The organism is Streptomyces sp. NPDC028907 (assembly GCF_055564995.1).
Window position 1 is genome coordinate 131,155 of sequence record NZ_JBVHVE010000016.1, and the last position, 21,887, is coordinate 153,041.

General features: G+C 71.3%; 16 protein-coding genes and 1 pseudogene. 5 read left to right on the forward strand and 12 right to left on the reverse strand.

All coding sequences use genetic code 11. The annotated features are described in order from the left end of the window. Positions 1-107 precede the first annotated feature (107 nt). Entirely contained in the window at positions 108-1,538 is a 1,431-nt protein-coding gene (locus tag ACZ4UU_RS37135; RefSeq protein ID WP_471907822.1) for an endo-1,4-beta-xylanase, read from the forward strand. 559 nt (positions 1,539-2,097) lie between these two features. On the opposite strand, the gene exaC is transcribed toward ACZ4UU_RS37135, so the two are convergent. The 5 genes from exaC to xylB all read right to left on the reverse strand — a co-directional run bounded on the left by exaC (position 2,098) and on the right by xylB (position 8,658). Next, positions 2,098-3,621: an acetaldehyde dehydrogenase ExaC gene (gene exaC, locus ACZ4UU_RS37140; RefSeq protein ID WP_471907823.1), complete on the reverse strand. Its 1,524-nt coding sequence runs from the start codon at positions 3,619-3,621 to the stop codon at positions 2,098-2,100. Positions 3,622-3,725: 104 nt separating this feature from the next. Next, positions 3,726-5,042, reverse strand: a complete 1,317-nt coding sequence (locus ACZ4UU_RS37145) for a GAF domain-containing protein (RefSeq protein ID WP_471907824.1) — start codon at positions 5,040-5,042, stop codon at positions 3,726-3,728. A 94-nt stretch (positions 5,043-5,136) separates the two neighbouring features. Next, complete coding sequence (locus ACZ4UU_RS37150) at positions 5,137-5,736, reverse strand: N-acetylmuramoyl-L-alanine amidase (protein ID WP_471907825.1); 600 nt, start codon at positions 5,734-5,736, stop codon at positions 5,137-5,139. Positions 5,737-5,989: 253 nt separating this feature from the next. Continuing rightward, on the reverse strand, positions 5,990-7,198 hold the full coding sequence (locus ACZ4UU_RS37155; RefSeq protein WP_471907826.1) for an ROK family protein: 1,209 nt from the start codon (positions 7,196-7,198) through the stop codon (positions 5,990-5,992). A 14-nt stretch (positions 7,199-7,212) separates the two neighbouring features. Continuing rightward, the gene (gene xylB / locus ACZ4UU_RS37160; protein ID WP_471907827.1) at positions 7,213-8,658 is read right to left on the reverse strand and encodes a xylulokinase; all 1,446 of its coding nucleotides are present in this window, start codon (positions 8,656-8,658) and stop codon (positions 7,213-7,215) included. Between the two features lie 201 nt (positions 8,659-8,859). Between xylB and xylA the strand changes: the two genes are divergently transcribed. Continuing rightward, positions 8,860-10,026, forward strand: a complete 1,167-nt coding sequence (gene xylA / locus ACZ4UU_RS37165) for a xylose isomerase (protein ID WP_471907828.1) — start codon at positions 8,860-8,862, stop codon at positions 10,024-10,026. A 1,149-nt stretch (positions 10,027-11,175) separates the two neighbouring features. Here the strand turns inward: xylA and ACZ4UU_RS37170 are convergent. Then, positions 11,176-12,462, reverse strand: coding sequence for an SWIM zinc finger family protein (locus ACZ4UU_RS37170; RefSeq protein WP_471907829.1), 1,287 nt, complete (start codon positions 12,460-12,462; stop codon positions 11,176-11,178). Then, complete coding sequence (locus ACZ4UU_RS37175; protein ID WP_471907830.1) at positions 12,459-15,347, reverse strand: DEAD/DEAH box helicase; 2,889 nt, start codon at positions 15,345-15,347, stop codon at positions 12,459-12,461. The genes ACZ4UU_RS37170 and ACZ4UU_RS37175 overlap by 4 nt, the downstream gene beginning before the upstream one ends. Before the next feature lie 254 nt (positions 15,348-15,601). Between ACZ4UU_RS37175 and ACZ4UU_RS37180 the strand changes: the two genes are divergently transcribed. After that, positions 15,602-15,784 (forward strand): hypothetical protein, encoded by a 183-nt coding sequence (locus tag ACZ4UU_RS37180; RefSeq protein ID WP_086731275.1) that lies wholly within the window; start codon positions 15,602-15,604, stop codon positions 15,782-15,784. 3 nt (positions 15,785-15,787) lie between these two features. On the opposite strand, the pseudogene ACZ4UU_RS37185 reads toward ACZ4UU_RS37180, so the two are convergent. The 4 genes and pseudogenes from ACZ4UU_RS37185 to ACZ4UU_RS37200 all read right to left on the reverse strand — a co-directional run bounded on the left by ACZ4UU_RS37185 (position 15,788) and on the right by ACZ4UU_RS37200 (position 19,339). Continuing rightward, positions 15,788-17,184, reverse strand: a pseudogene (locus ACZ4UU_RS37185) (tannase/feruloyl esterase family alpha/beta hydrolase). A 192-nt stretch (positions 17,185-17,376) separates the two neighbouring features. Further along, positions 17,377-18,252: a hypothetical protein gene (locus ACZ4UU_RS37190; RefSeq protein WP_471907831.1), complete on the reverse strand. Its 876-nt coding sequence runs from the start codon at positions 18,250-18,252 to the stop codon at positions 17,377-17,379. A 134-nt stretch (positions 18,253-18,386) separates the two neighbouring features. Further along, entirely contained in the window at positions 18,387-18,701 is a 315-nt protein-coding gene (locus ACZ4UU_RS37195) for a hypothetical protein (RefSeq protein ID WP_471907832.1), read from the reverse strand. 113 nt (positions 18,702-18,814) lie between these two features. Beyond that, positions 18,815-19,339 carry a PadR family transcriptional regulator gene (locus tag ACZ4UU_RS37200; RefSeq protein WP_471907833.1) on the reverse strand — a complete coding sequence of 175 codons (525 nt, stop codon included), beginning with the start codon at positions 19,337-19,339 and terminating at the stop codon, positions 18,815-18,817. 188 nt (positions 19,340-19,527) lie between these two features. On the opposite strand from ACZ4UU_RS37200, the gene ACZ4UU_RS37205 reads away from it, so the two are divergent. Further along, positions 19,528-20,283 carry an alpha/beta fold hydrolase gene (locus ACZ4UU_RS37205; RefSeq protein WP_471907834.1) on the forward strand — a complete coding sequence of 252 codons (756 nt, stop codon included), beginning with the start codon at positions 19,528-19,530 and terminating at the stop codon, positions 20,281-20,283. Between the two features lie 21 nt (positions 20,284-20,304). Here ACZ4UU_RS37205 and ACZ4UU_RS37210 read toward each other — a convergent pair whose 3' ends face one another. Next, positions 20,305-20,904, reverse strand: a complete 600-nt coding sequence (locus tag ACZ4UU_RS37210; RefSeq protein WP_471907835.1) for a class I SAM-dependent methyltransferase — start codon at positions 20,902-20,904, stop codon at positions 20,305-20,307. A 152-nt stretch (positions 20,905-21,056) separates the two neighbouring features. Between ACZ4UU_RS37210 and ACZ4UU_RS37215 the strand changes: the two genes are divergently transcribed. Further along, on the forward strand, positions 21,057-21,830 hold the full coding sequence (locus ACZ4UU_RS37215; protein ID WP_471907836.1) for an MHYT domain-containing protein: 774 nt from the start codon (positions 21,057-21,059) through the stop codon (positions 21,828-21,830). The last annotated feature ends 57 nt before the right edge of the window (positions 21,831-21,887 follow it).

Genomic DNA, 21,887 nt, shown 5'->3' on the forward strand with positions numbered 1-21,887 from the left:
CGTGCTGCCCGGGTTTTGGCCCGCCCCGTCCGTCTGCCGTGTGGGAGCGGACGACGCATTCCCCTGCGCTTCAGTCCTTCCGTGATTTCTACCTTGGAGGCACAGTTATGGGCTCGTATGCCCTTCCCAGACCCGCTGTCCGCCGGAAGATCCGCGGCCTGCTGTTGGCGCTGGTTGTCGGCGTCCTCGGTGTGGTCACCGCACTGGTCGCGCCGCCGACCGCACACGCCGCGGAGAGCACCCTCGGCGCCGCGGCGGCACAGAGCGGCCGCTACTTCGGTACAGCCATCGCCTCGGGCAGGCTGGGCGACTCGGCGTACACGACGATCGCGAACCGCGAGTTCAACTCGGTGACGGCCGAGAACGAGATGAAGATCGACGCCACCGAACCCCAGCGGGGCCAGTTCAACTTCACCGCCGCTGACCGCGTCTACAACTGGGCGGTGCAGAACGGCAAGCAGGTGCGCGGCCACACCCTGGCCTGGCACTCCCAGCAGCCCGGCTGGATGCAGAGCCTCAGCGGCAGCGCGCTGCGCCAGGCGATGATCAGCCACATCAACGGCGTGATGGCCCATTACAAGGGCAAGATCGCCCAGTGGGACGTCGTGAACGAGGCCTTCGCCGACGGCAGTTCCGGAGCCCGGCGCGACTCCAACCTGCAACGCACCGGCAACGACTGGATCGAGGTCGCCTTCCGCACCGCGCGCGCCGCCGACCCGGCCGCCAAGCTCTGCTACAACGACTACAACGTCGAGAACTGGACGTGGGCCAAGACCCAGGCCATGTACGCCATGGTCCGGGACTTCAAGCAGCGCGGCGTGCCGATCGACTGCGTCGGCTTCCAGTCGCACTTCAACAGCGGCAGCCCCTACAACAGCAACTTCCGCACCACCCTGCAGAACTTCGCCGCCCTCGGCGTCGACGTGGCCATCACCGAACTCGACATCCAGGGCGCCCCGGCCACGACCTACGCCAACGTGACCAACGACTGCCTGGCCGTCCCGCGCTGCCTCGGCATCACCGTCTGGGGTGTGCGCGACACCGACTCCTGGCGACCGGAGCACACGCCGCTGCTGTTCAACGGCGACGGCAGCAAGAAGCCCGCCTACACCGCCGTCCTCAACGCACTCAACGGCGGCTCCTCCACGCCCCCTTCGGATTCCGGACCGATCAAGGGGGTCGGTTCAGGCCGCTGCCTGGACGTGCCCGGCACCAGTACCACTGACGGCACCCAGCTCCACCTGTGGGACTGCCACAACGGCACCAACCAGCAGTGGACGTACACCGCGGCCGGCGAGCTCAGGGTCTATGGCAGCAAGTGCCTGGACGCCGCCGGCACCAGCAACGGCACCAAAGTCCAGATCTACAGCTGCTGGGGCGGCGACAACCAGAAATGGCGCCTCAACTCCGACGGATCCATCGTCGGAGTCCAGTCCGGCCTCTGCCTCGACGCCGTCGCAGGCGGCACCGCCAACGGCACCCTGATCCAGCTCTACTCCTGCTCGAACGGCAGTAACCAACGCTGGACCCGCACCTGATGGGACCTGCCTAAAACAGAAGGGTGGATCGATAAGAGTGGATCGATGAAGACCCACGGTGTGGCTTCCCTCGACCCTCCATGAAGACATCGCTGGTGATCCCGGGGCGCCGCCGTGGTGGCGGCGACCCTCGCGATCGGCATGCTCGCTGCGGTGAATCCGGCGCCCGCCGAGGCGGCGACGGTGGACACCAACGCCTGGTATGTCCTGGTCATCGCAACAGCGGCAAGGCGGTGGAGGTGCAGGGCGCCTCCACCGCCTTGGCGGCAACGTCGTCCAGTACTCCGACTGGGGCGGCGCCAACCAGCGATGGCAGAAGATCAATCTGTCGTCCGGTGGCGGCGGCGGATGCGGCAGCGCCCCGGCTCTGACGAACGGTACGCACACGATTCAGAGCGGCGGCGGGCGGAGATACCGGGTGAGGCGAAGCCGCGTTGGAACCTTGCTGTCTGTCGATGGCCGAGAGCGGGCCGAGTTCGGCGGCCAGCGGCGCCGGTGGCGGGGCCCGGCTGGGGTTGCCCGGCGGGCAACAGTGCCCCCGGACAACCCACTTGGGGCTCTAGAAGAAGCCCAGCTTCTTCGGCGAATACGACACCAGAAGGTTCTTCGTCTGCTGATAGTGCTCCAGCATCATCTTGTGCGTCTCACGCCCGATCCCGGACCCCTTGTACCCGCCGAACGCCGCGTGCGCCGGGTACGCGTGGTAGCAGTTGGTCCACACCCGGCCCGCCTGGATGGCGCGGCCCGCGCGGTACGCCGTGTTGATGTCCCGTGTCCACACGCCCGCGCCGAGCCCGTACAGCGTGTCGTTGGCGATCTTGATGGCGTCGTCGAAGTCGTCGAAGGAGGTCACCGAGACGACCGGACCGAAGATCTCCTCCTGGAAGATCCGCATGCGGTTGTCACCCTCGAAGATCGTCGGCTGGACGTAGTATCCGCCCTTCAGCTCACCGTCGTGCTCGATGCGTTCACCACCCGTGAGGACCCGGGCGCCCTCCTGCCGGCCTATGTCCAGGTAGGAGAGGATCTTCTCCAGCTGGTCGTTGGAGGCCTGCGCGCCGATCATCGTCTCCGTGTCCAGCGGGTGTCCGGTCCTGATCTGCTCGGTGCGGGCGACCGCCGCCTCCATGAACTCGGCGTACCGGCCGCGCTGCACCAGCGCCCGCGACGGGCACGTGCACACCTCGCCCTGGTTGAGCGCGAACATGGTGAAGCCTTCGAGGGCCTTGTCCCGGAAGTCGTCGTTCGCCGCCCAGACGTCGTCGAAGAAGATGTTCGGGGACTTGCCGCCGAGTTCGAGGGTGACCGGGGTGATGTTCTCCGAGGCGTACTGCATGATCAACCGGCCCGTCGTCGTCTCGCCGGTGAACGCCACTTTGGCCACCCGGGAGCTGGACGCCAGCGGCTTGCCCGCCTCCACGCCGAAGCCGTTGACGATGTTCACGACGCCCGGTGGCAGCAGGTCCGCGACCAGGCTCAGCCAATAGTGGATCGACGCCGGGGTCTGCTCGGCCGGCTTGAGCACCACCGCGTTGCCCGCGGCCAACGCCGGCGCGAGCTTCCATGTCGCCATGAGGATCGGGAAGTTCCACGGGATGATCTGCGCGACCACGCCGAGCGGCTCGTGGAAGTGGTACGCCACCGTGTCGTCGTCGACCTCGCCGAGCGAGCCCTCCTGCGCCCTGATCGCCCCCGCGAAGTAGCGGAAGTGGTCGATGGCCAACGGGATGTCGGCCGCCAGCGTCTCCCGTACCGGCTTGCCGTTCTCCCAGCTCTCGGCGACGGCCAGCTTCTCCAGGTTCGCCTCCATCCGATCGGCGATCTTGAGCAGGATGTCGGCGCGCTCGGTCACCGAGGTCCGGCCCCACGCGGGCGCGGCCGCGTGCGCCGCGTCGAGCGCCCGCTCCACGTCCTCCGCCGTGCCCCGCGCGATCTCGGTGAACGGCTGCCCGTTCACCGGCGACGGGTTCTCGAAGTACTGCCCCCGGATCGGCGGCACGTACTCACCGCCGATGAAATGGTCGTAGCGCGCCTGGTAGGAGACGATCGCACCCTCGGTGCCGGGCGCCGCGTAACGGGTCATGCTGCTCTGCCTCCCGAAGAAGCGCTGCCCGCCGTTGGGCAGCTCTCGCCGCGAGGCTAGGAACGGCGAGGTTGCAAGTACGTTGCGCGGGCCCGGGCGGGCGGTCAGTGCGCCGGGCGGTGCCGCCACGCGGGCGGTGGTGCCGACAACTCGCACTCCAGCGCCGCGAGCCGCGACCGCACCGCCGACGTGGGGCGCACGGCGGCGAGTGCCCGCCATACGTCGAGGTCGTCCTCGCCCCAAGGGGCGTGCGCCCAGTCGGCCAGCAGGTCGGGATCACGACGGGCGATCAGCGCCGCACGGAGGCCGTCGGCGAGGCGCCGCCTGAGCCGCACCACCGCCGGCGCCTGGGAACCGGGCAGCAGCGGGCCGGAGTAGGCCATGGCCGCTCCGGTGATCGCACCGGCCTCCAGGCGACGTTCGACGACCGCCACGTCCGACTCGACCGGCACCGTGAGCCGGTACGGCCGCGACCCGAACAGCCCGGGGCCGAGGACCCGGCGCAGTCGGGCCAGCTCCGCCCGCAGGGTCACGGGCGTCACCGACTCGTCCTCGTACAGCGCGCACAGCAGCTCGTCACCGGTCAGGCCCTCCGGGTGGCGGGCCAGCAGCACCAGGATCTCGCTGTGCCGGCGACTGAGTCTGACCCGCCGGCCGCCGATGAGCAGCCGCGCCTCGTCCCGGCCCAGCGCGCTCAGCTCGAGGGCGTCGGCGGCGGGCGACTGCGGGGCGAGCAGCGCCAGATGGGACTCCGCGGCACGCGCGACCGCCTGCACGAACCCCAGGCTGTGCGGATGCGCGAGCCCGTCCCCACCGGTGATGTCCACCGCCCCGAGCACCCGCCCGGTGCGCGGATCGTGCACCGGCGCCGCCGCACAGGTCCAGGGCTGCACCCGGCGGATGAAGTGCTCGGCCGCGAACACCTGCACCGGTCGGTCCACGGCCACCGCCGTGCCCGGCGCGTTCGTCCCGACGGCGGTCTCCGCCCACCGCGCACCCGGCACGAAGTTCATCCCTCCCGCCCTTCGCCGGGTCGTCGGATGGCCCTCGACCCACAGCAGCCGGCCGTGCGCGTCGCACACCGCGAGCAGATGCTCGCCGTCGGCGGCGAACGTGCCCAGCAACTCCCGGAACAGCGGCATCACCCGTGCCAGCGGATGCTCCGCGCGATAGGCGCCGAGATCGCTGTCCGCGAGCTCCACGCTAGCCGTCCCGTCCGGACCGACCCCGGCCCGCGCGGACCGCCGCCACGAGTCCGCGACGACGGCACGCACCGGCTTGGGTACCGTGCCCACCTCGGTGAACGTCTCATGCGCACGACGCAGTACCCGTACCCGCTCGGCAGCGTCGGCCCCCGGCTCCAGGGCCACCCATGGATCGCTCAACTCGGCCTCCCCGGAAGGCGATGCGGCTGGGGACATCGTCACTCCGGGTACGCGCGCGGACAACCTTTTCGACCCGGCTCACCCGAACGACGGGGACCCATGGGTGCGGCCGCGCGAACCATGCGAGTCCTCAGACGCCGTTGACCAGCCGTATGTAGTGCGCCCAGTCCCAGTTCGGCCCGGGGTCGGTGTGGTCCGTGCCCGGCACCTCGTAGTGCCCGATGATGTGCGCCCGGTCCTTCGGTATGCCGTGTCTCGTGCAGATGGCCGCCGTGAGCCGGGCGGACGCCTCGTACATGACGTCGGTGAAGTAGCCGGACCGGTCCACCCAGCCCTCGTGCTCGATGCCGATGCTCCGTGTGTTGTGGTCCCAGTCCCCGGCGTGCCAGGCGATGTCCGACTCGCGAACGCACTGGGACGTGTGTCCGTCGGCCGACCGCACGACGTAGTGCGCGGACACTCTCTTCTTGGGGTTCTCGAAGAGGAACAGGGTTTTGGTGTAGGTGGTCTGTGTCATGTGGATGATCACTCGATCGACGGGATGGGTCACCGGGCGGTTCGCCGCCGTGTAGTTCGCGGTGCTGGCCGGCCGCCACTCGGCGAGCGGGTGGTCCGGGCCGGGGACGTGCGCACCGGCCCGCCATTCGGGGAGCAGGACGTAGGGGACGGCGGCGAGGGCGGTGCCCTGGAGGAGCCGGCGGCGGCTGGGGCGTGGTCCTTTGTGGTTCAAGAGGGGTGCTGCCCTTCAGAGTTGAGGTCGGCTGGAGGGCGGGGCCCGCCGAGTTGACCTCGTGCCCCCGTCGCCGTGCCAAGACGGCTGCTCCTCGGGTGAATCAAGGTACGGCGCCTGCGGGTCGGGCAGAAGGGCGAGCCCGGGATCCGTGGACAGGCGTGGGATTGTGGATATCTCGCTCACTCTCATGGGCGAACTCGGCCTGGAGCATGGGCTTTCCGCCCGTAACCGGACTCGCCCCAGTCCGGATTCAGCCCCGTTCCGCGACCGCCATCGGATCGTCCAACACGCTGCGCACCACCGAGTGAGCGGCCCCCAGCAACGGCCCCTCGGGACCCAGCCTCGACGCGGACACCGGGCAGGCGGGCCCGGCGGTGCGCCGGTCCAGCTCGGCCTCGAGCGAGGGCAGCAGCCACGGGGCGAGCCCGGCCAGCGCACCGCCCAGCACCACACTCTCCGGGTCCAGCAGATTGACGGCGCCCGTCAGCGCGATACCGAGCGCCGTTCCCGCGTCGCGCAGGGCACGCCGTACGTCCTCGTCGCCCTCGGCGGCACGCCCCGCGAGCAGTCCGACCCGGTCCTCGCCCGGCTCCAGCCCGGCCGCGCGCAGCACCGCCTCCTCACCGGCGTACTGCTCCAGGCACCCGCGTCCTCCGCACGGACAGCCGGGTCCGTCCGGCTGGACCGGAACATGCCCCAACTCGCCCGCGAAACCGTGCGTTCCACGCAGCAGACCCCCGTCCACCACGACCGCGGCACCGATGCCGATCTCCGCCGACACATGCAGGAAGTCACGCGGCGTGCCGTCGCCGAGCCAGAGTTCGGCGAGGGCGCCGAAGTTGGCCTCGTTGCCGACGGTCAGCGGGAAGTCGACAAAGAGCAGATCGCCGAGGTCCCGGTCGCGCCAGTCGAGGTTCGGGGCACGGACCACGGTGCGGGCGTCACGCGCCACCAGACCCGGCACGGCGACCGCCAGTCCGGCGGGCCACAGGCCCTCGCGCTCGGCGTCGGCGACGACCCGGCGTACCAGCTCGCCGAGTTCCTCGATCACCGGCTCGGGGTCCCGGCCCCGGTTCGCGCCGTGCCGCACCGCCCTGGACCGCACCTCGCCGCGCAGATCGACCGCGCAGACCGCGAGATGGTCGACACCGACCTCCGCCCCGATCCCGGCCGGGCCGCGCCCGCTGACGGCCAGCGCCGATCCGGGACGGCCCACCCGGCCGGGCCGCTCGGGGCCGAGCTCCTCCAGGAGCCCCGAGCGGATCAGCTCGTCGACGAGGGTGGACACGGCCGCGCGGGTCAGCCCGATGCGGGAGGCGACGGCGGCACGCGAGAGGGGGCCCTCGGCGCTGACGGTGTGCATCACCTTGGCGAGGTTGCGGCGGCGCATGCCCTGCTGGGTGTTGGGCAGCGCGCGCCCCGCGCCGGTCGGGTGGGCCTCGTGCAGCGGTGCGGTCATGCCTCCGTCAGTCCTCAATGCGCCTCGGGGCTCCGCTCCAGCAGCGGGGCCGCGTCGGAGAGTACCCCGCTGATCCTGGCCAGTGTCTCCTCGTCGCGCTCCACGGCGTCGAGCACGGGCCCTCGGGTGGTGTGCCAGCGCCGGGCCACCGCCGCCGGATCCTCGCCGGTCAGCAGGCCGGCCGCCTGGGCCGCGGCGCCCAGCGCGACCAGTTCCTTCGCCTCGGGGACCTGCACCGGACGTCCCGACAGCCGCCGTACGGTCTGCTGCCAGGCCGTGCCCCGGGCGCCGCCGCCGATCAGCAGCAGCGGCGCCGAACGGTCCGCGTCCTGGTCCAGGACCAGGTCCAGGGCGCCGAGCAGCGCGTGGACGGCACCGTCGTAGGCGGCCTGGAGGAGCTGGCCGGCGGTCGTGTCGTGGCGCAGACCGTGCAGGAGGCCGGAGGCGTTCGGCAGGTTCGGGGTGCGTTCGCCGTCCAGGTAGGGCAGCAGGGTGAGGCCGGAGGTGGGTTCCACGGCCTCGCGGTCGAGGCCCAGCAGGGTCGCGAGGCGGTCGACGGCGAGCGTGCAGTTAAGGGTGCACGCCAGCGGCAGCCAGTCCCCGTGGGCGTCGGCGAAGCCCGCCACGGTGCCGGTCGGGTCGGCGGGACGGCGCTGCGACACCGCGTACACCGTGCCCGACGTGCCGAGGCTGAGCACGGGCATGCCGGGACGAAGGCCGAGGCCCAGCGCCGCGGCGGCGTTGTCGCCGGTGCCGGGCGCGACCAGGGTGCCCTTGGAGAACGGCAGGTCATGGCTGTCGCGGACGGTCCCCGCCACCTCGCCGGACCGGACCACGCGGGGCAGCATCGCCGGGTCGAGCCCCACGCGCGCGAGGATCTCCTCGTCGTACGACTCCGTCCCCGACGCCCACCACCCCGTGCCGGAGGCGTCCCCGCGGTCGGTGGTGCCCTGTCCCGTGAGGCGCTCGGTCAGGTAGTCGTGGGGGAGCCGTACGGCCTTGGTGGCCCGGACGGACTCCGGCTCGTTCTCGGCCAGCCAGGCCCACTTCGTGACCGTGAAGGAGGCGGCGGGAACCGAGCCCGTGCGCTCGGCCCAGAACTTCGCGCCGCCCAGCTCCTCGGTCAGACGGCGGGCCTGCGGCGCCGAGCGCACGTCGTTCCACAGCAGGGCCGGACGGACCGGCTCGCCCCGGTCGTCCAGGGTGACCAGGCCGTGCTGCTGCCCGCCGATCGACACCGCGGCGGCTTCGTGCGCCGCGTCGCCGCACTGGCGCAGCGCCTCGCACAAGGCGTCCCACCACTGGCGCGGGTCGCTCTCGCGGCCGGCCCCGGAGGACACCGTGTGCGGTGCCTGGCCGCTCGCGACGACCCGGCCGGTCGACGCGTCGACGACCAGCGCCTTGGTGGACTGGGTGGACGTGTCCACGCCGACTACGAGCGGACCCTCGGCTGCTGACATCGGGCTCTCCCTTTTCCGCGGCTCTACCGGATCTGACCTGCTGTTTCGAGGGCACCCGGAGTGTCACGACCCGGACCTCACCCCTTCGGGGACATCTTGTCCCTTCCCAGGGACGCGTGGGCATACTAATTTGTAAAGCGCCATGACGAAATAGTCGTAGCGAGTCGTGCAAGCAGTCGTCAGCAAGCAAGGAGCCGCGGCATGAGCTACCAGCCCACCCCCGATGACAGGTTCACCTTCGGCCTGTGGACCGTCGGCTGGCAGGGGCGGGACCCCTTCGGCGACGCCACCCGCCGAGCCCTCGACCCGGTCGAGACGGTGCAGCGCCTGGCCGAGCTCGGCGCCCACGGAGTCACCTTCCACGACGACGACCTGATCCCCTTCGGGTCCTCCGACACCGAGCGCGAGGCGCACATCAAGCGCTTCCGCGAGGCGCTCGACGCCACCGGCATGAAGGTGCCGATGGCGACGACCAACCTCTTCACGCACCCCGTCTTCAAGGACGGCGCGTTCACGGCCAACGACCGCGACGTGCGCCGCTACGCCCTGCGCAAGACGATCCGCAACATCGACCTGGCGGCCGAGCTGGGCGCCGAGACGTACGTCGCCTGGGGTGGCCGCGAGGGCGCCGAGTCCGGCGCCGCCAAGGACGTACGCGTCGCTCTGGACCGCATGAAGGAGGCCTTCGACCTCCTCGGCGAATACGTGACCTCCCAGGGCTACGACCTGAGGTTCGCGATCGAGCCCAAGCCGAACGAGCCGCGCGGCGACATCCTGCTGCCGACCGTCGGCCACGCCCTGGCGTTCATCGAGCGACTGGAGCGCCCCGAGCTGTACGGCGTCAACCCCGAGGTCGGCCACGAGCAGATGGCCGGGCTCAACTTCCCGCACGGCATCGCACAGGCGCTGTGGGCGGGCAAGCTCTTCCACATCGACCTCAACGGCCAGTCCGGCATCAAGTACGACCAGGACCTGCGCTTCGGCGCCGGCGACCTGCGCTCCGCCTTCTGGCTGGTCGACCTCCTGGAGAGCGCCGGTTACGCCGGTCCGAAGCACTTCGACTTCAAGCCGCCGCGCACCGAGGACCTCGATGGCGTGTGGGCGTCGGCCGCCGGCTGCATGCGCAACTACCTCATCCTCAAGGAGCGTTCGGCTGCCTTCCGGGCCGACCCGGAGGTGCAGGAGGCACTGCGTGCCGCACGCCTGGACGAGCTCGCGCAGCCCACTGCGGCGGACGGCCTCAAGGCGCTGCTCGCCGACCGCACGGCCTTCGAGGAGTTCGACGTCGAGGGGGCCGCGGCGCGCGGGATGGCCTTCGAGCGTCTCGACCAGCTGGCCATGGACCACCTGCTGGGCGCGCGCGGCTGAGGCCACGCGCGCGTACCCGACCGCGTGTGACCGCCCGAGCCCTCGGGCGCCGGGAATCCGGTCACACGCGGTGCGAGTGGCTGGCCGTCTCTCACGCGAAATATTCCGGAACCGTGCGATCCATGGCATGGGCCCGTATCAACTCCCGCGCGGGGCTCGCGCGCCGACCGTCACGGGGCGACCCTTGACGGTATGGCCATGCCGCCCGTACCGCCTCAACCGCCAGGACCGCCGGGTGACACGCCGCCTCCAGGCGGTGGCTTCGGACCGCCGCCCGGAGGCTACGGACCGCCTCCAGGAGACAGTGACCCGCCCACGTACGGTGGCTGGTCTCCGCAGGAGCCTCCGGGCAGAGGCGGTGGACCGAGGCGCCGGCTCAGTCCGCTGGTCGTCCTGCTCGTCGTGATCGTCGCCGTCGCAGCCGTCGTGGCCGTGGTCCTGGTGGCCTCGGACAGCGAGGACTCACCCGGCGAGAAATCACCTGCCGAGAGCACGAGCAGCTCGCCGAAGCCGTCCTTCAGCATCCCCACAGAGCTCCCCAGCAAGCTACCGAGCGAACTGCCGACATCGCTCCCGTCCGGGTTCCCCACGGAACTGCCGAGCGGACTTCCCAGCGACCTCGAATCGCTTATGCCGTCATTCGCGGACGAGCTGCCGTAGCCGCGGCCAGGCAGGAGCAGCACGGTCGAAGGGGCGGCACGCGCGCGTACCGCCCCTTCGACGGCCACGTACGCGTGCCGTGAGTTCGACGCCGCGGTCAGATCCCGTGAGGCAACCGCACGTGGACCACGGAAGTCTCCACACCGCTGTCGACCAGCCTGCCCTGGCCGTCGAACGCGCATTGCTGAAGCGGCCGAGCGGGATGTCGCCGAGCGTCGCCGTGCGCACGACGTGGGCGTCGCCGTCGAGGTCCCCGGCGCCGACGGCGGGCCCGGCGGAAGCGAGCGCCGCGATCACGGCGAGGGGCACGCCCCCGGCGACGAAACGGTGGGCACGGCGCCGGCCAGTGCGGTGCGGGGACATCGGGCCTCCAGGGACCAAGTTCACTGACAGCGGCCAGATTTGGAGCCCACGCGCAACGCCGTGCGACCGCTGGGTGAACACGGGGCGACGGGCGCTCGGCGAGCCGACGTCACCGCTCCGCAGGCCTCACCCCTGCTCCTCGAAGGTCTCGGCGTCCGCCGAGGCCAGTGCGGTCGCCGGATCCTGAGCAGGACCTCCTGCGGGCACCCAGTGGCTCCGTTCCCTGCGGTACGGCCACCACCGTCCGTCCCGCCCCAGGCGCAGTTGCCTCTGCGCGCCGACGACCGTCCACCGGTTGCCCTTCGCCCGCAGCGACGGCCGTTCGTCGTCGTCCCAGGCTGCTTCGAGTGCGGCACGCGCGCGTGCGAGCGTCTCGCCCTCCACGGTCCACTCCTCGTCCAGCACGGACAGAGCGCTGACGCCTCCCAGACGCCACGCGCGTACAGCGATCTCCAGCTCCTCCCGGCCCCGTCCCGAACCTTCGGCCAGCCGCTCCGCCACACCGGCGACAGGGGAGCCGGCGGCGAGGCGTACGGCGTCCTGGCGGAGCGTCAACTCCGCTCCGACGACAGGCTGTTCCGGTCCGGTTCGTAGAATCTCCGCGAGCATGCGGTGTGCTTCCGAGGCGGCCCCGGCGGCCAGGAACTCCAGGGCGGCCGGGTCGACGCCGGGCGCGGGAGGGGTCTCGGTGTCCAAGGACGGAGGCAGTCCCGGCTCGGCCGGCAGCTCGGGCAGAGCGGGCAGCGGCGGCAGGATCTCGCCGGTCGCATACGCCTCCGCGGCGTCCACGCCCTCCGGTTCGGACGACGCCGTCCGTTCGGACGGTGTTTCGGCGGGTGTCGCGCTGCGGGCCTGGAGGTCGTCCAGGAGGCCGCGTTCGCCCCGGCCGCGCATCAGCAGCAGTACGAAGGGGTCCTGGTCCAGCAGGCGTGCCATCTGGTAGCAGAGGGCAGCCGTGTGCCCGCAGTGGTCCCAGGCACCGCAGCCGCACTCCGGCTCCAGATCGCCCATGCCGGGCAGCAGTTCGATACCCGTGGCCGCCGCGTCCTCCACCAGGTGCGGCGGCATCTCGCGGTCCAGCAGCGCGGCGACATGCCCGGCTCGCTCGACGGCCATGTCCAGGAACCGGTTCCACTGCTCGTCGGTGAGCTCCTCCAGCAGCACGTCGGCCCGGTGCGCCGTACGGTCGCGCCCCTGCACCACAGCCGTGATGCGCCCCGGACGCACGGACACCGCACCGACAGCGCCCCCGCGCGCGAGCCTGCGGCCCGCCTTGAGCTGCCCGGAGTCCAGCGCCGTCTCCTCCAGCGCCTTCAGCCAGGCCTGGCCCCACCAGGTCTGCGCGAACCCGCGTCCGTGCGCGGGCGGGAGCGCGGCGAACGTCCGCTCCATGTCAACGTCGTGTCCAGTCATCGGGCGCCCCCTCGCAGTTCCACCAGATCGGCCAGCTCCGAGTCCGTCAGCTCGGTGAGTGCCGCCTCGCCGGCGCCGAGCACAGCGTCCGCCAGCTCCTGCTTGCGGCTCAGCATGTCGGCGATACGGTCCTCGATGGTTCCCTCGGCGATCAGCCGGTGCACCTGCACGGGCCGGGTCTGGCCGATGCGGTACGCGCGGTCGGTGGCCTGCGCCTCGACGGCGGGGTTCCACCAGCGGTCGTAGTGCACGACATGTTCCGCGCGGGTGAGATTCAGACCGGTGCCCGCGGCCTTCAACGACAGCAGGAAGACGGGCACTTCACCGTCCTGGAAGCGCCGTACCAAAGTCTCGCGCTCGGCAACGGGTGTTCCGCCGTGCAGGAACTGCGAGGGCACGCCGCGAGCCGCCAGGTGCTCTTCGATGAGGCGTCCCATCCGCACGTACTGCGTGAAGACGAGGACACCCGCCCCCGCGGAGAGGATCGTGTCCAGCAACTCGTCCAGCAGCTCCAGCTTTCCGGAGCGCCCCGCGATCCTCGGCCGCTCCTCCTTGAGGAACTGTGCCGGGTGGTTGCAGATCTGCTTCAGGCCCGTCAGGAGTTTCACGATCAGGCCCCGCCGCGCCATGCTGTCGGCTCCGGCGATCTCCGCGAGCGTCTCGCGGACCACCGCCTCGTACAGTCCCGCCTGTTCGGTGGTGAGGGACACGGCATGATCGGTCTCCGTCTTGGGCGGAAGCTCCGGTGCGATCCCCGGGTCCGACTTGCGTCGACGCAGCAGGAACGGGCGTACGAGTCGGGTGAGGCGCTCGGCGGCGGCCGGGTCCTGCCCGCCCTCGACCGCCTGGGCATAGCGTGTGCGGAAGGTGCCGAGGCGGCCCAGCAGACCGGGCGTCGTCCAGTCGAGGATCGCCCACAGTTCCGAGAGGTTGTTCTCGACGGGGGTGCCGGTGAGCGCCACGCGCGCGCGTGCGTCGATGGATCGCAGCTCCCGCGCGGTCGCCGAGTACGGGTTCTTCACGTGCTGAGCCTCGTCCGCCACGACCATGCCCCACGGCACCTCGGCGAGGCGGCGGGCGTCCAGGCGCATCGTGCCGTACGTGGTGAGTACGAACTCCCCGTCCGTCACCGAACCCAGATCGCGCCGTGCGCCGTGGAACCGGCGCACGCGCGTGCCGGGCGCGAACTTCTCGATCTCACGCTGCCAGTTGCCCATCAGGGACGTCGGACACACCACCAGTGTCGGGCCGGCCGACGAGGCGTCGGACTGCCGGTGAAGATGCAGCGCGATCAGCGTGATCGTCTTGCCAAGGCCCATGTCGTCGGCCAGACAGCAGCCCAGGCCCAGGGACGTCATCCGGGCCAGCCAGTTCAAGCCACGCCGCTGGTAGTCCCGCAGCGTGGCGTCCAGGGCGGCGGGTCGGCCCACCGGCTCCTGTCCCTCGGGGTCCGCGAGTCGCTCGCGCAGCGCCGCCAGCCAGCCCGTGGCCTGGACCTCGACCTGGTGGCCGTCGACCTCCGCGGAGCCGGTCAGCGCGGCACTGAGCGCGTCGATGGGCGTCACCTTGTGGTCCTGCTGCGCGCGGGCGCGACGTACCTCGTGAGGATCGACGAGGACCCACTGGTCGCGCAGCCGCACCACAGGGCGGTTCGCCTCGGCGAGCCGGTCCAGCTCCTCGCGCGTGAGCCGCTGGTCGCCCACGGCGAACCACCAGTCGAAGGCGAGCAGCGCGTCGGCGGACAGGAGCGACGGTGTGTCGGAGAAGACCCTTTCGGGCACGGCCTCGTCGTCCGGTGGACCGATCACCGCGCGGGCGGTCAGTCTGTGAGTCAACTCCTTGGGCCAGTGCACGTCGATGCCGGCTCCCGCGAGACTCCGAGCGCCCTCTTGAAGGAGGTCGGTCACCTCGTCGTCGGCCAGCTCCACCGTGTCCGGGACGGCCGCGGCGAGCAGCGGTGTGAGCGGTGCCCACGCGCGGGCCGCGCGGCGCAGTGCCAGCAGGGCGTCCATACGCGCGCGCGGTCCGAAGGCACCGGAGTCCGCCCACACGTCGGTGGCGTCCGCGACCAGCGTCGGGTCGCTCACGCTGTGCACTTGCAGCACCGCCCGGAACGACAGGGCCACGTCATCCGGGGCCGCCGTGCCGAGGCCGGGGACCTCGAGCCGCAGGGACAGTCGTACGCCCGCGTCGTGGCCGGCGGCGACGTCCGCGGCCCACGCACGCTGATCGGGCACGTGCTGCGGCTCCTGCACGGCGTAGGCGGGCCCGCTGCTCACGAGCGCCGCCGCGGGCGAGCGGGGAAGTGCATCGGCGACTGCGTCCAGGAAGGCCCGCAGCAGCCGCTCGGGGTCCGGCAGCCGCAGCGGCCGCACGCCAGTCAACGGCAGGGCGTGCGCCTCGGGCGGCATCGCGGCGGCAAGGGCGCGGACCTGCTCGACGTCCTCGGGCCGCAGAGGTCCGGCGCGCCAGGCGTCGTGGTCGTCGGACGAGAGGCCGGGCAGCAGCAGCCCGCGTGCCACGAGCCGAAGGGACAGCACGGCGGCCGCGCCCCAGAAGGCGCCCGCACGGTGCGCCTGAGCGGTGCTACGCGCACGCGTGAGGACCGGCAGGGCGGCACGCACCGGAAGCACAACGGCCGACACGGTCACCTGGGCCACACCGTCGTCGCCGGGCAGCGCGACAGCGATCTCCTCGACGGATCCGCACGCGACGGGCGGCACGGCGCCCCCGTCCGCCCGCCAGAAGGCGACCCGGCCGGTGCGAGCCGGATCGCCGGGCACGAAGACGGCACAGCAATAGGCCAGTTCGGAGATCTCGGACGATGTTGGGTCGGGAAGCCTCGGCACAGCTCTGCGACACTCCTCAAATTTGACTACTCGCATCGAGTGGCCGAGGGTACAGCACTTGGGCGACCGCCGGGCTGACTTGATGTGTGACCTGGGTCACCATCCGTTCGGCGGGGTATCTTGCTCGTGCGGAGCCCGGCCCGTTGATCACGCATCGGCCGACACCGGAGTTCCGCGACCAGTAGGGGCCGCACCTCAGGGTCGTCTCAGGGTCGTGGTTCGGAACCGCTGGAAGCGCGGACCCGTTCTCTGGTCAGAGAGCGGCACTGGCCGCGAAGGAGGCGACGCACATGTCGAAGAACGCGAAGATCGCCGCGGGAGGTGTGGCGGCCGGTCTCATCCTGTTGATCTGGTTGCCCTGGTGGGCCGCGCTCCTGATAGTCCTGGGAGTCCCGGCCGCCGCGTACCTCACGCTCGACCCGTCACAGCGGCGCAGGCTCCGCCGGGTCACGCGCAAGGAACTCGGTCGCTGACCCTCATCTGGCCGGCCGTGCGGCCGGGACGGACAGCGGGCAGGAATTGAGCACGTCGCCGCTCGCGGGCCTGCCGACGGTGTGGTCCGCGGGCGGTCGGGTGCCCCGCTCCACCCATGAGACCAGCGCGTCGAAGGCGGACCGGTAGCAAGGGAGGATCGGCCGGAGCCGGTCCGGATAGGTGTCGTACAGGCCGTCGACATGAGTGCCGCCCGCGATCGTGTAGTAGCGGTGCAGCGGGCCACGACCGCCGGCGTCGACCATGCGCGCGTACACGTCCGAGTCGGCCGCCCGGGGTAGCAGTGCGTCCAGATCGCCGTGCAGCGTGAGCAGTGGCCTGCCGATGCGGCCGGTCAGGGCGACACGGGCCACGGCGCGACGGACGGACGCCGGGCGCGACGCGTAGTCGTAGGAGGCGTCGGACGCACAGGGTGCCAGGATCCGCTCCGGCGTGGTCCCGGCGGACGGGCCGGGGCAGTCGGGGTCGTATGCGGGGTCGAACTCGGCGCGGTAGATCTTCTGCGTGACTCCCCAGTAGGCCTGCTCGTGGTACGGCCACAGAAACTCCGAGCCGCGTGCGAAGCCGACCGTGTACAGGTCCTCGTCGCGCGCGGAGCCGAGCATGCGTGCGACCGCCGTGGGCAGGGAGGTGAGCAGATGGGGACCGTTCGCGGTCCACAGTGCGCCTTCCCAGTCCACGCCGCCGTCGTACAGCTCAGGGTGGTTCTCCAACTGCCAGCGGGTGAGATAGCCGCCGTTGGAGATGCCGGTCATGTACGTACGACGGGGAGTGTGCCCGTAGCGCTGGGCCACCGCTTTGCGGGCGGCCCGGGTCAGCTGAGTCGTCCGCCTGTGCCACTCGGCGACCGCGTCACCGGGCCGCTTGCCGTCGCGGTAGAAGTCGGCGCCGCTGTTGCCCTTGTCGGTCGCGGCGTAGGCGTAGCCGAGAGCGAGCACCTGGTCGGAGATCGCCGTGTCCGTCGCGTACTGCCTGCGGGTGCCGGGGGCTCCGGTGACGACCAGCCCGCCGTTCCAGCGGTCCGGCAGCCGGATCACGAACTGCGCGTCGTGACGCCAGCCGTGAGTGGCGGCGTTGAAGCGGGAGGAGTCAGGGAAATAGCCGTCGATCTGCATCCCCGGCACCTCGGCCGGATTCCGGGTGCCCCGGGCCGTGAGCCCTGCTGGTCGGCCATGTCCGTGTAGGGCGTGCCGGCCAGTCCGGCCGTGGTCAGATCCGTGAGGCAGGCGCTCTGCTGGAAGGCCGTGCCGGGCACCCGTACGCGTTCGTGCCGAGCGCACTGCTGCTCGTCAACTGCCGTGCCCGCTGCCGGGGTCGGCCGGCTGAGGGCGCCGGCCAGCAGAACGGCGGCGATGAACGGAACACCTCGGGACAGGCGCATGACGGCCTCCTGACAGCGGGGACGGGCACATGAGGGAGCGAAGCCGTGAAGGCTGCCTCATGGTGCGGTCCTGGCTCGCCGCCATCCATGGGTCGGGACCACATGGAACGCCATCGCGAAATGGGGTCGTCTAACACCGGTCTGTCTGTTCCGGTCTGTTCCGGGCCGCTGTCGTGCCGTCCGGCGCGCGGCTCAGCTGGGACGTACTGCCATCTTGTCGAGCGCTTCAAGCAGCCCCGGCAGCTCCGGCCCGCGACCAACCGGCAGGACCTCGCCCGGCTCGTCGTCGAGGAGCACGAACGCGATGTCGTCGGTCCTGGCGACGAGCGACCAGCCGGGACCGTCCGCACGCAGGGTCCGCGCGTCACCGGGGGCGAACGAGGACCGGACACGGCCGAGGGGCGGCGGGGAGTCCACGTAGGCGCGCGCCTCCGCGAGGACCCGCCGGATGCCGCTGTGGCCACCCCGGGGCTCGCCCCGGTCGCCCTTCTCCGCTCCTTCGCCTTCGAGTTCGCTGGCGCCCGCGCCCTCGGTGTAGGCCGCCGCCCCGCCGCCCGGCGCCGCGAAGTCGGTGTCGTCGATCTGCTCGCGCCAGATCGCCCACTGCAAGGCGATCTCGTCGGCGCCCAGGCGCCGCTGGGCCGGCCCCCACACGCTCGTGTCCGGTGGCGCCAACGGCGGACCGTCCGCGACCTCGGGGTCGGGATCGTGCGGATCCGGCACGTTGGGGGCGGCGACGGCGACCGCGAGAGGCCAGCCCGGCAGTGCGGCCACGACCGTACGTTCGTCGGGTGACAGGTCGTATTCCATGCCGCAGTCCCAGGACGCGATGGCGACGGCGACCAGGGAGACGTCGTCGATGACGACCGTCCACCGGGCTCCGTCGCCGTCCTGTCCCAGGACCAGGCCGTACCCGTCGGCGAGCGGCGCGAGGCCGAGCGCCGCGCAGGCCTCCGGGTAGTCGTCGCCCAGCACGCTCGGGAACTTCGCCGGCGTCAGCAACACCGCCGTGAGCACATAGAGCGCATCGTCCGCGGCGGCGACGGCCTCCTCGTCCGTCCCGGCCATCCCAGCCTCCCCATCGGTTCGTCCATCGGCGCGCACCCTAGTGCGATCGGAAGCCGCTTGTCACGACTCCCCGGCACACCCGAGCTGCAGCTTTCCGACCGGTCGGGGCGAATCGACCGAGATCGTCCACAGTGTCAGGCCGCCGGGAGCCCGAGCAGGGTCCGGGCGACGGTCTGCGGCGACTCGTCGCGCTCCCGGGCGAGCGCGATGACCGCCCGGCACGCCAGCTCGCTCACTCCGAACGACAGCGCCTCGGGAGAGACCCATCCGGAGGCCTCGTCGATCTGATCCTGGTCGTCCTCCGCGCAGGCAGACACGTACACCGCCGCGGCCTCGAAGAGATTGTGCGTGCGCTTCTCCTTGTGCGTGCGCACCTCGCGGTTGCTGTCCTCATCCGCGTGCGGGGAACGGAAGAATCTCGCGCACGCCTTGCGCACCCTGTCCCACATGGTGACCGCCTTCCCCCTGTGTGGCTGATCCGATTGATCTCCATCTTCCAGTGTCCAACCTAGAGTTGGAGCTTCGGCGACAGAAGGGGGACGGCGTTGTGAAGCGCTTTCCGTCAGCCGTCCAGTGAGGCGATCGTCTCGCGCAGCCAGGTGAGTTCGGCCCTGGAGGTGGCCCGCGCGATGGTCAGCAGACCGCGCCGGAAGGGGTCGTCCAGCTCCTCCGCGCGCAATGGTCGGTCACCGTCGTAGAAGAAGCTCGCGGGCTCTTCGAGGAAGGCCAGTCGACGCCGCAGGACGGCCGACTGGGCGGGCGCGTCCCCCAGGTGCCGCAGGAAGGCGAGCACCGTGAACCACCGGTTCTCGTCGCTGATGTCGCGCGGGTCCGGCTCGGCGAGTCGGTGACGCAGTTCCTGCCGGCCCGATTCGGTCAGCGTCAGGACGTGACGTGGCGCGGCCACGGAGCCGGGTTCCGTGGACCGGGCGAGCAGGCCCGCCTTCTCGAGCCGTTTGATCGCGGGGTACAGCGTGCTCTCGGCGACCGGCTTCACGTGCCCTGTCAGCGCCGTGAGGCGTTTGCGCAGCTCGTAGCCGTGGAGCGGGGTGTCGTAGAGGAATCCGAGGATGGCGAGCTCCAGCATGGCCGCATTCTCTCTCGCCTCGGCTGTATATCCAAGACGGGGTACATCGACGTATTGATACATCGGTAACGATGTATATCCTTGGCGAACGGAACGGCGTGGCCAGAGCCAGGCGTGGCCAGAGCCGGCGGTGGCTGGCGAGAGTCGGCCGTCGAGTCATGGCGACAAGGCTCCAAGGGGAGGACCCGATGAGGCAGACCGAGTTCGACGGCAAGGGCAGCTGCATCCGCTGGACGGAGACGTCGGGGAAGGGACCCGCGCGCGTGTACGTGCACGGGCTGGGGTCGGTCTCCTCCGTGTACCACGCCCATATCGCCGCACGACCCGAACTCGCGGGCCGGCGGAGCCTGTTCGTCGACCTGCCGGGCCATGGCATCAGCGACCGGCCCGAGGACTTCGGTTATCGACTGGAGGACCACGCCGACGCCCTGGCCGCGGCCCTGGACGCCGCGGGGGAGAGCGGCGCGGAGTTGATCGCGCACAGCATGGGCGGTTCCGTCGCCCTCGTGCTGGCACACCGTCGGCCCGACCTCGTCTCCCGGCTGGTCCTCACCGAGGCCAACCTCGACGCGTCGCCCCCGCCCGCCGCGGGGAGCGCATGGATCACGGCCTACGCGGAGGATGAGTTCGTCGGCGGGGCGTACGCGCGCGTGCTGGAGGCGGTCGGACCGCTGTGGGCGTCGACCATGCGGCTGGCCGACCCTCGGGCCCTCCATCGCAGCGCGACATGGCTGAGGCGGGGCTCCGACCCGATCATGCGGGACATTCTCGAAGGTCTGCCGATCGACCGTGTGTTCCTTCAGGGCGAGCTCACCGGTGAACTCGCCGGCGGTGCGGCCCTGGAGGCCGCGGGCGTGCGCGTGGTGACCGTGCCCGGTGCCGGCCACAACGTCATGCTCGACAACCCGGACGCCTTCGTGGCCGCCGTCGCCGGGCAGGGCTGAGGCGTCAGGAATCCGGAGGCGTCAGGAATCCCGGACGGCCAGCGCCAGGAAGCGGTCGTCCTCGTCCACGTACGACGTCATGCGCCACCCGGAACCGGCCAGCAACGGCCGGAGATTGGGCTCGGCCCGTAGATCACCCGGGGTGATCCGCCGGCCCTGCCGTGCCGCGAGCGCCGCCCTGCCGATCGGGTGGAACAGCGCGAGCATGCCGCCGTGACGCACCACGCGGGCCAACTCGCGCAGGTTCTCGGCGGGGTCGGGCAGATGCGCGACGAGGCCGGCCGCGAACACGGCGTCGAGCGATTCCGGCCGCAACGGCAGGGCGGCCACGTCAGCGAGCAGCAACTGCCCGTCCGCGCCACGTCCCGCCCGTACGGCGGCCTCCAGCATGGCCGGGGTCAGATCGGCGCCCAGAACCACTCCCGAGGGCCCCACGGCGGCACGCAGCGGCGGCAGGGCGCGCCCCGTGCCGCAGCCCGCGTCGAGCACGCGGTCCCCCTCGCGCAGCCCGAGCTCGGCGACCGCGGCCGCGAAGGCGGGCCCGTCGTCGGGGAACCTGCTGTCCCAGGCGGCGGCGCGGGCTGTGAAGAACTCCTGCACATGCGTGTGGTCGTCGCTCATGTTCCGCATGATCCCTCACCGGCACGGATGACACCGCTGTGCACATGTTCGAGCGTGACGCGATCGTTCCGCTGCACCTCTGCGTCATATTCCAACAGCTTTCGAAATGCGCCCCCTTCGCGCGCCCATGCCCCGACTAGCGTCCCGGGGCCATGGGACACCTGGACCACGCCGCTCTCGGCTGGCTGACCCCCGTGCTGTCGTACGTGATGGCGTGCACAGGCGCCGCGCTGGGGCTGCGCTGCACCGTCCGCGCGCTCGGCGCCACCGGCCGGTCACGCCGCAACTGGCTCGTCACCGCCGCCTCGGCGATCGGAACCGGCATCTGGACCATGCACTTCGTGGCCATGCTCGGCTTCAGCGTCAGCGGCACCGACATCCGCTACGACGTGCCGCTCACCATCGTGAGCCTCCTCGTCGCCATGGCTGTCGTCTGCGGCGGCGTCTTCGCCGTCGGATACAGCCGTGACCGCACCCGCGCGCTCTTCCTCGGCGGGCTCACCACCGGGCTCGGCGTGGCGAGCATGCACTACCTGGGCATGGCCGCCGTACGGCTGCACGGCGACGTCAGCTACGACCCTGTTCTCGTCGGCCTCTCCGTGCTGATCGCCATCGTTGCGGCGACTGCCGCCCTGTGGGCCGCGCTCAACATCAAGTCGCCCGTCGCCGTCACCGTCTCCTCACTGATCATGGGCGCGGCGGTCAGCAGCATGCACTACACCGGGATGTTCGCGGTGAGCGTGAATGTCACGCCGGCCGGCGCGGTTCTGCCCGGGGCCACGGCGATGCAGTTCATCTTCCCCCTCGCCGTCGGCCTCGGGTCCTACCTCTTCCTGACCTCGGCCTTCGTCGCGTTGTCGCCCGCCACGGGGGAGCGTGCGGCATCCGCGTCGGCCCAGGGACCGGTCGAGAGCGTCGCCGGCTAGCGGCGGATCCGGACCGGCGACGGCCTGGCACAGCACGCCCGAACCACTTCCGAGCGA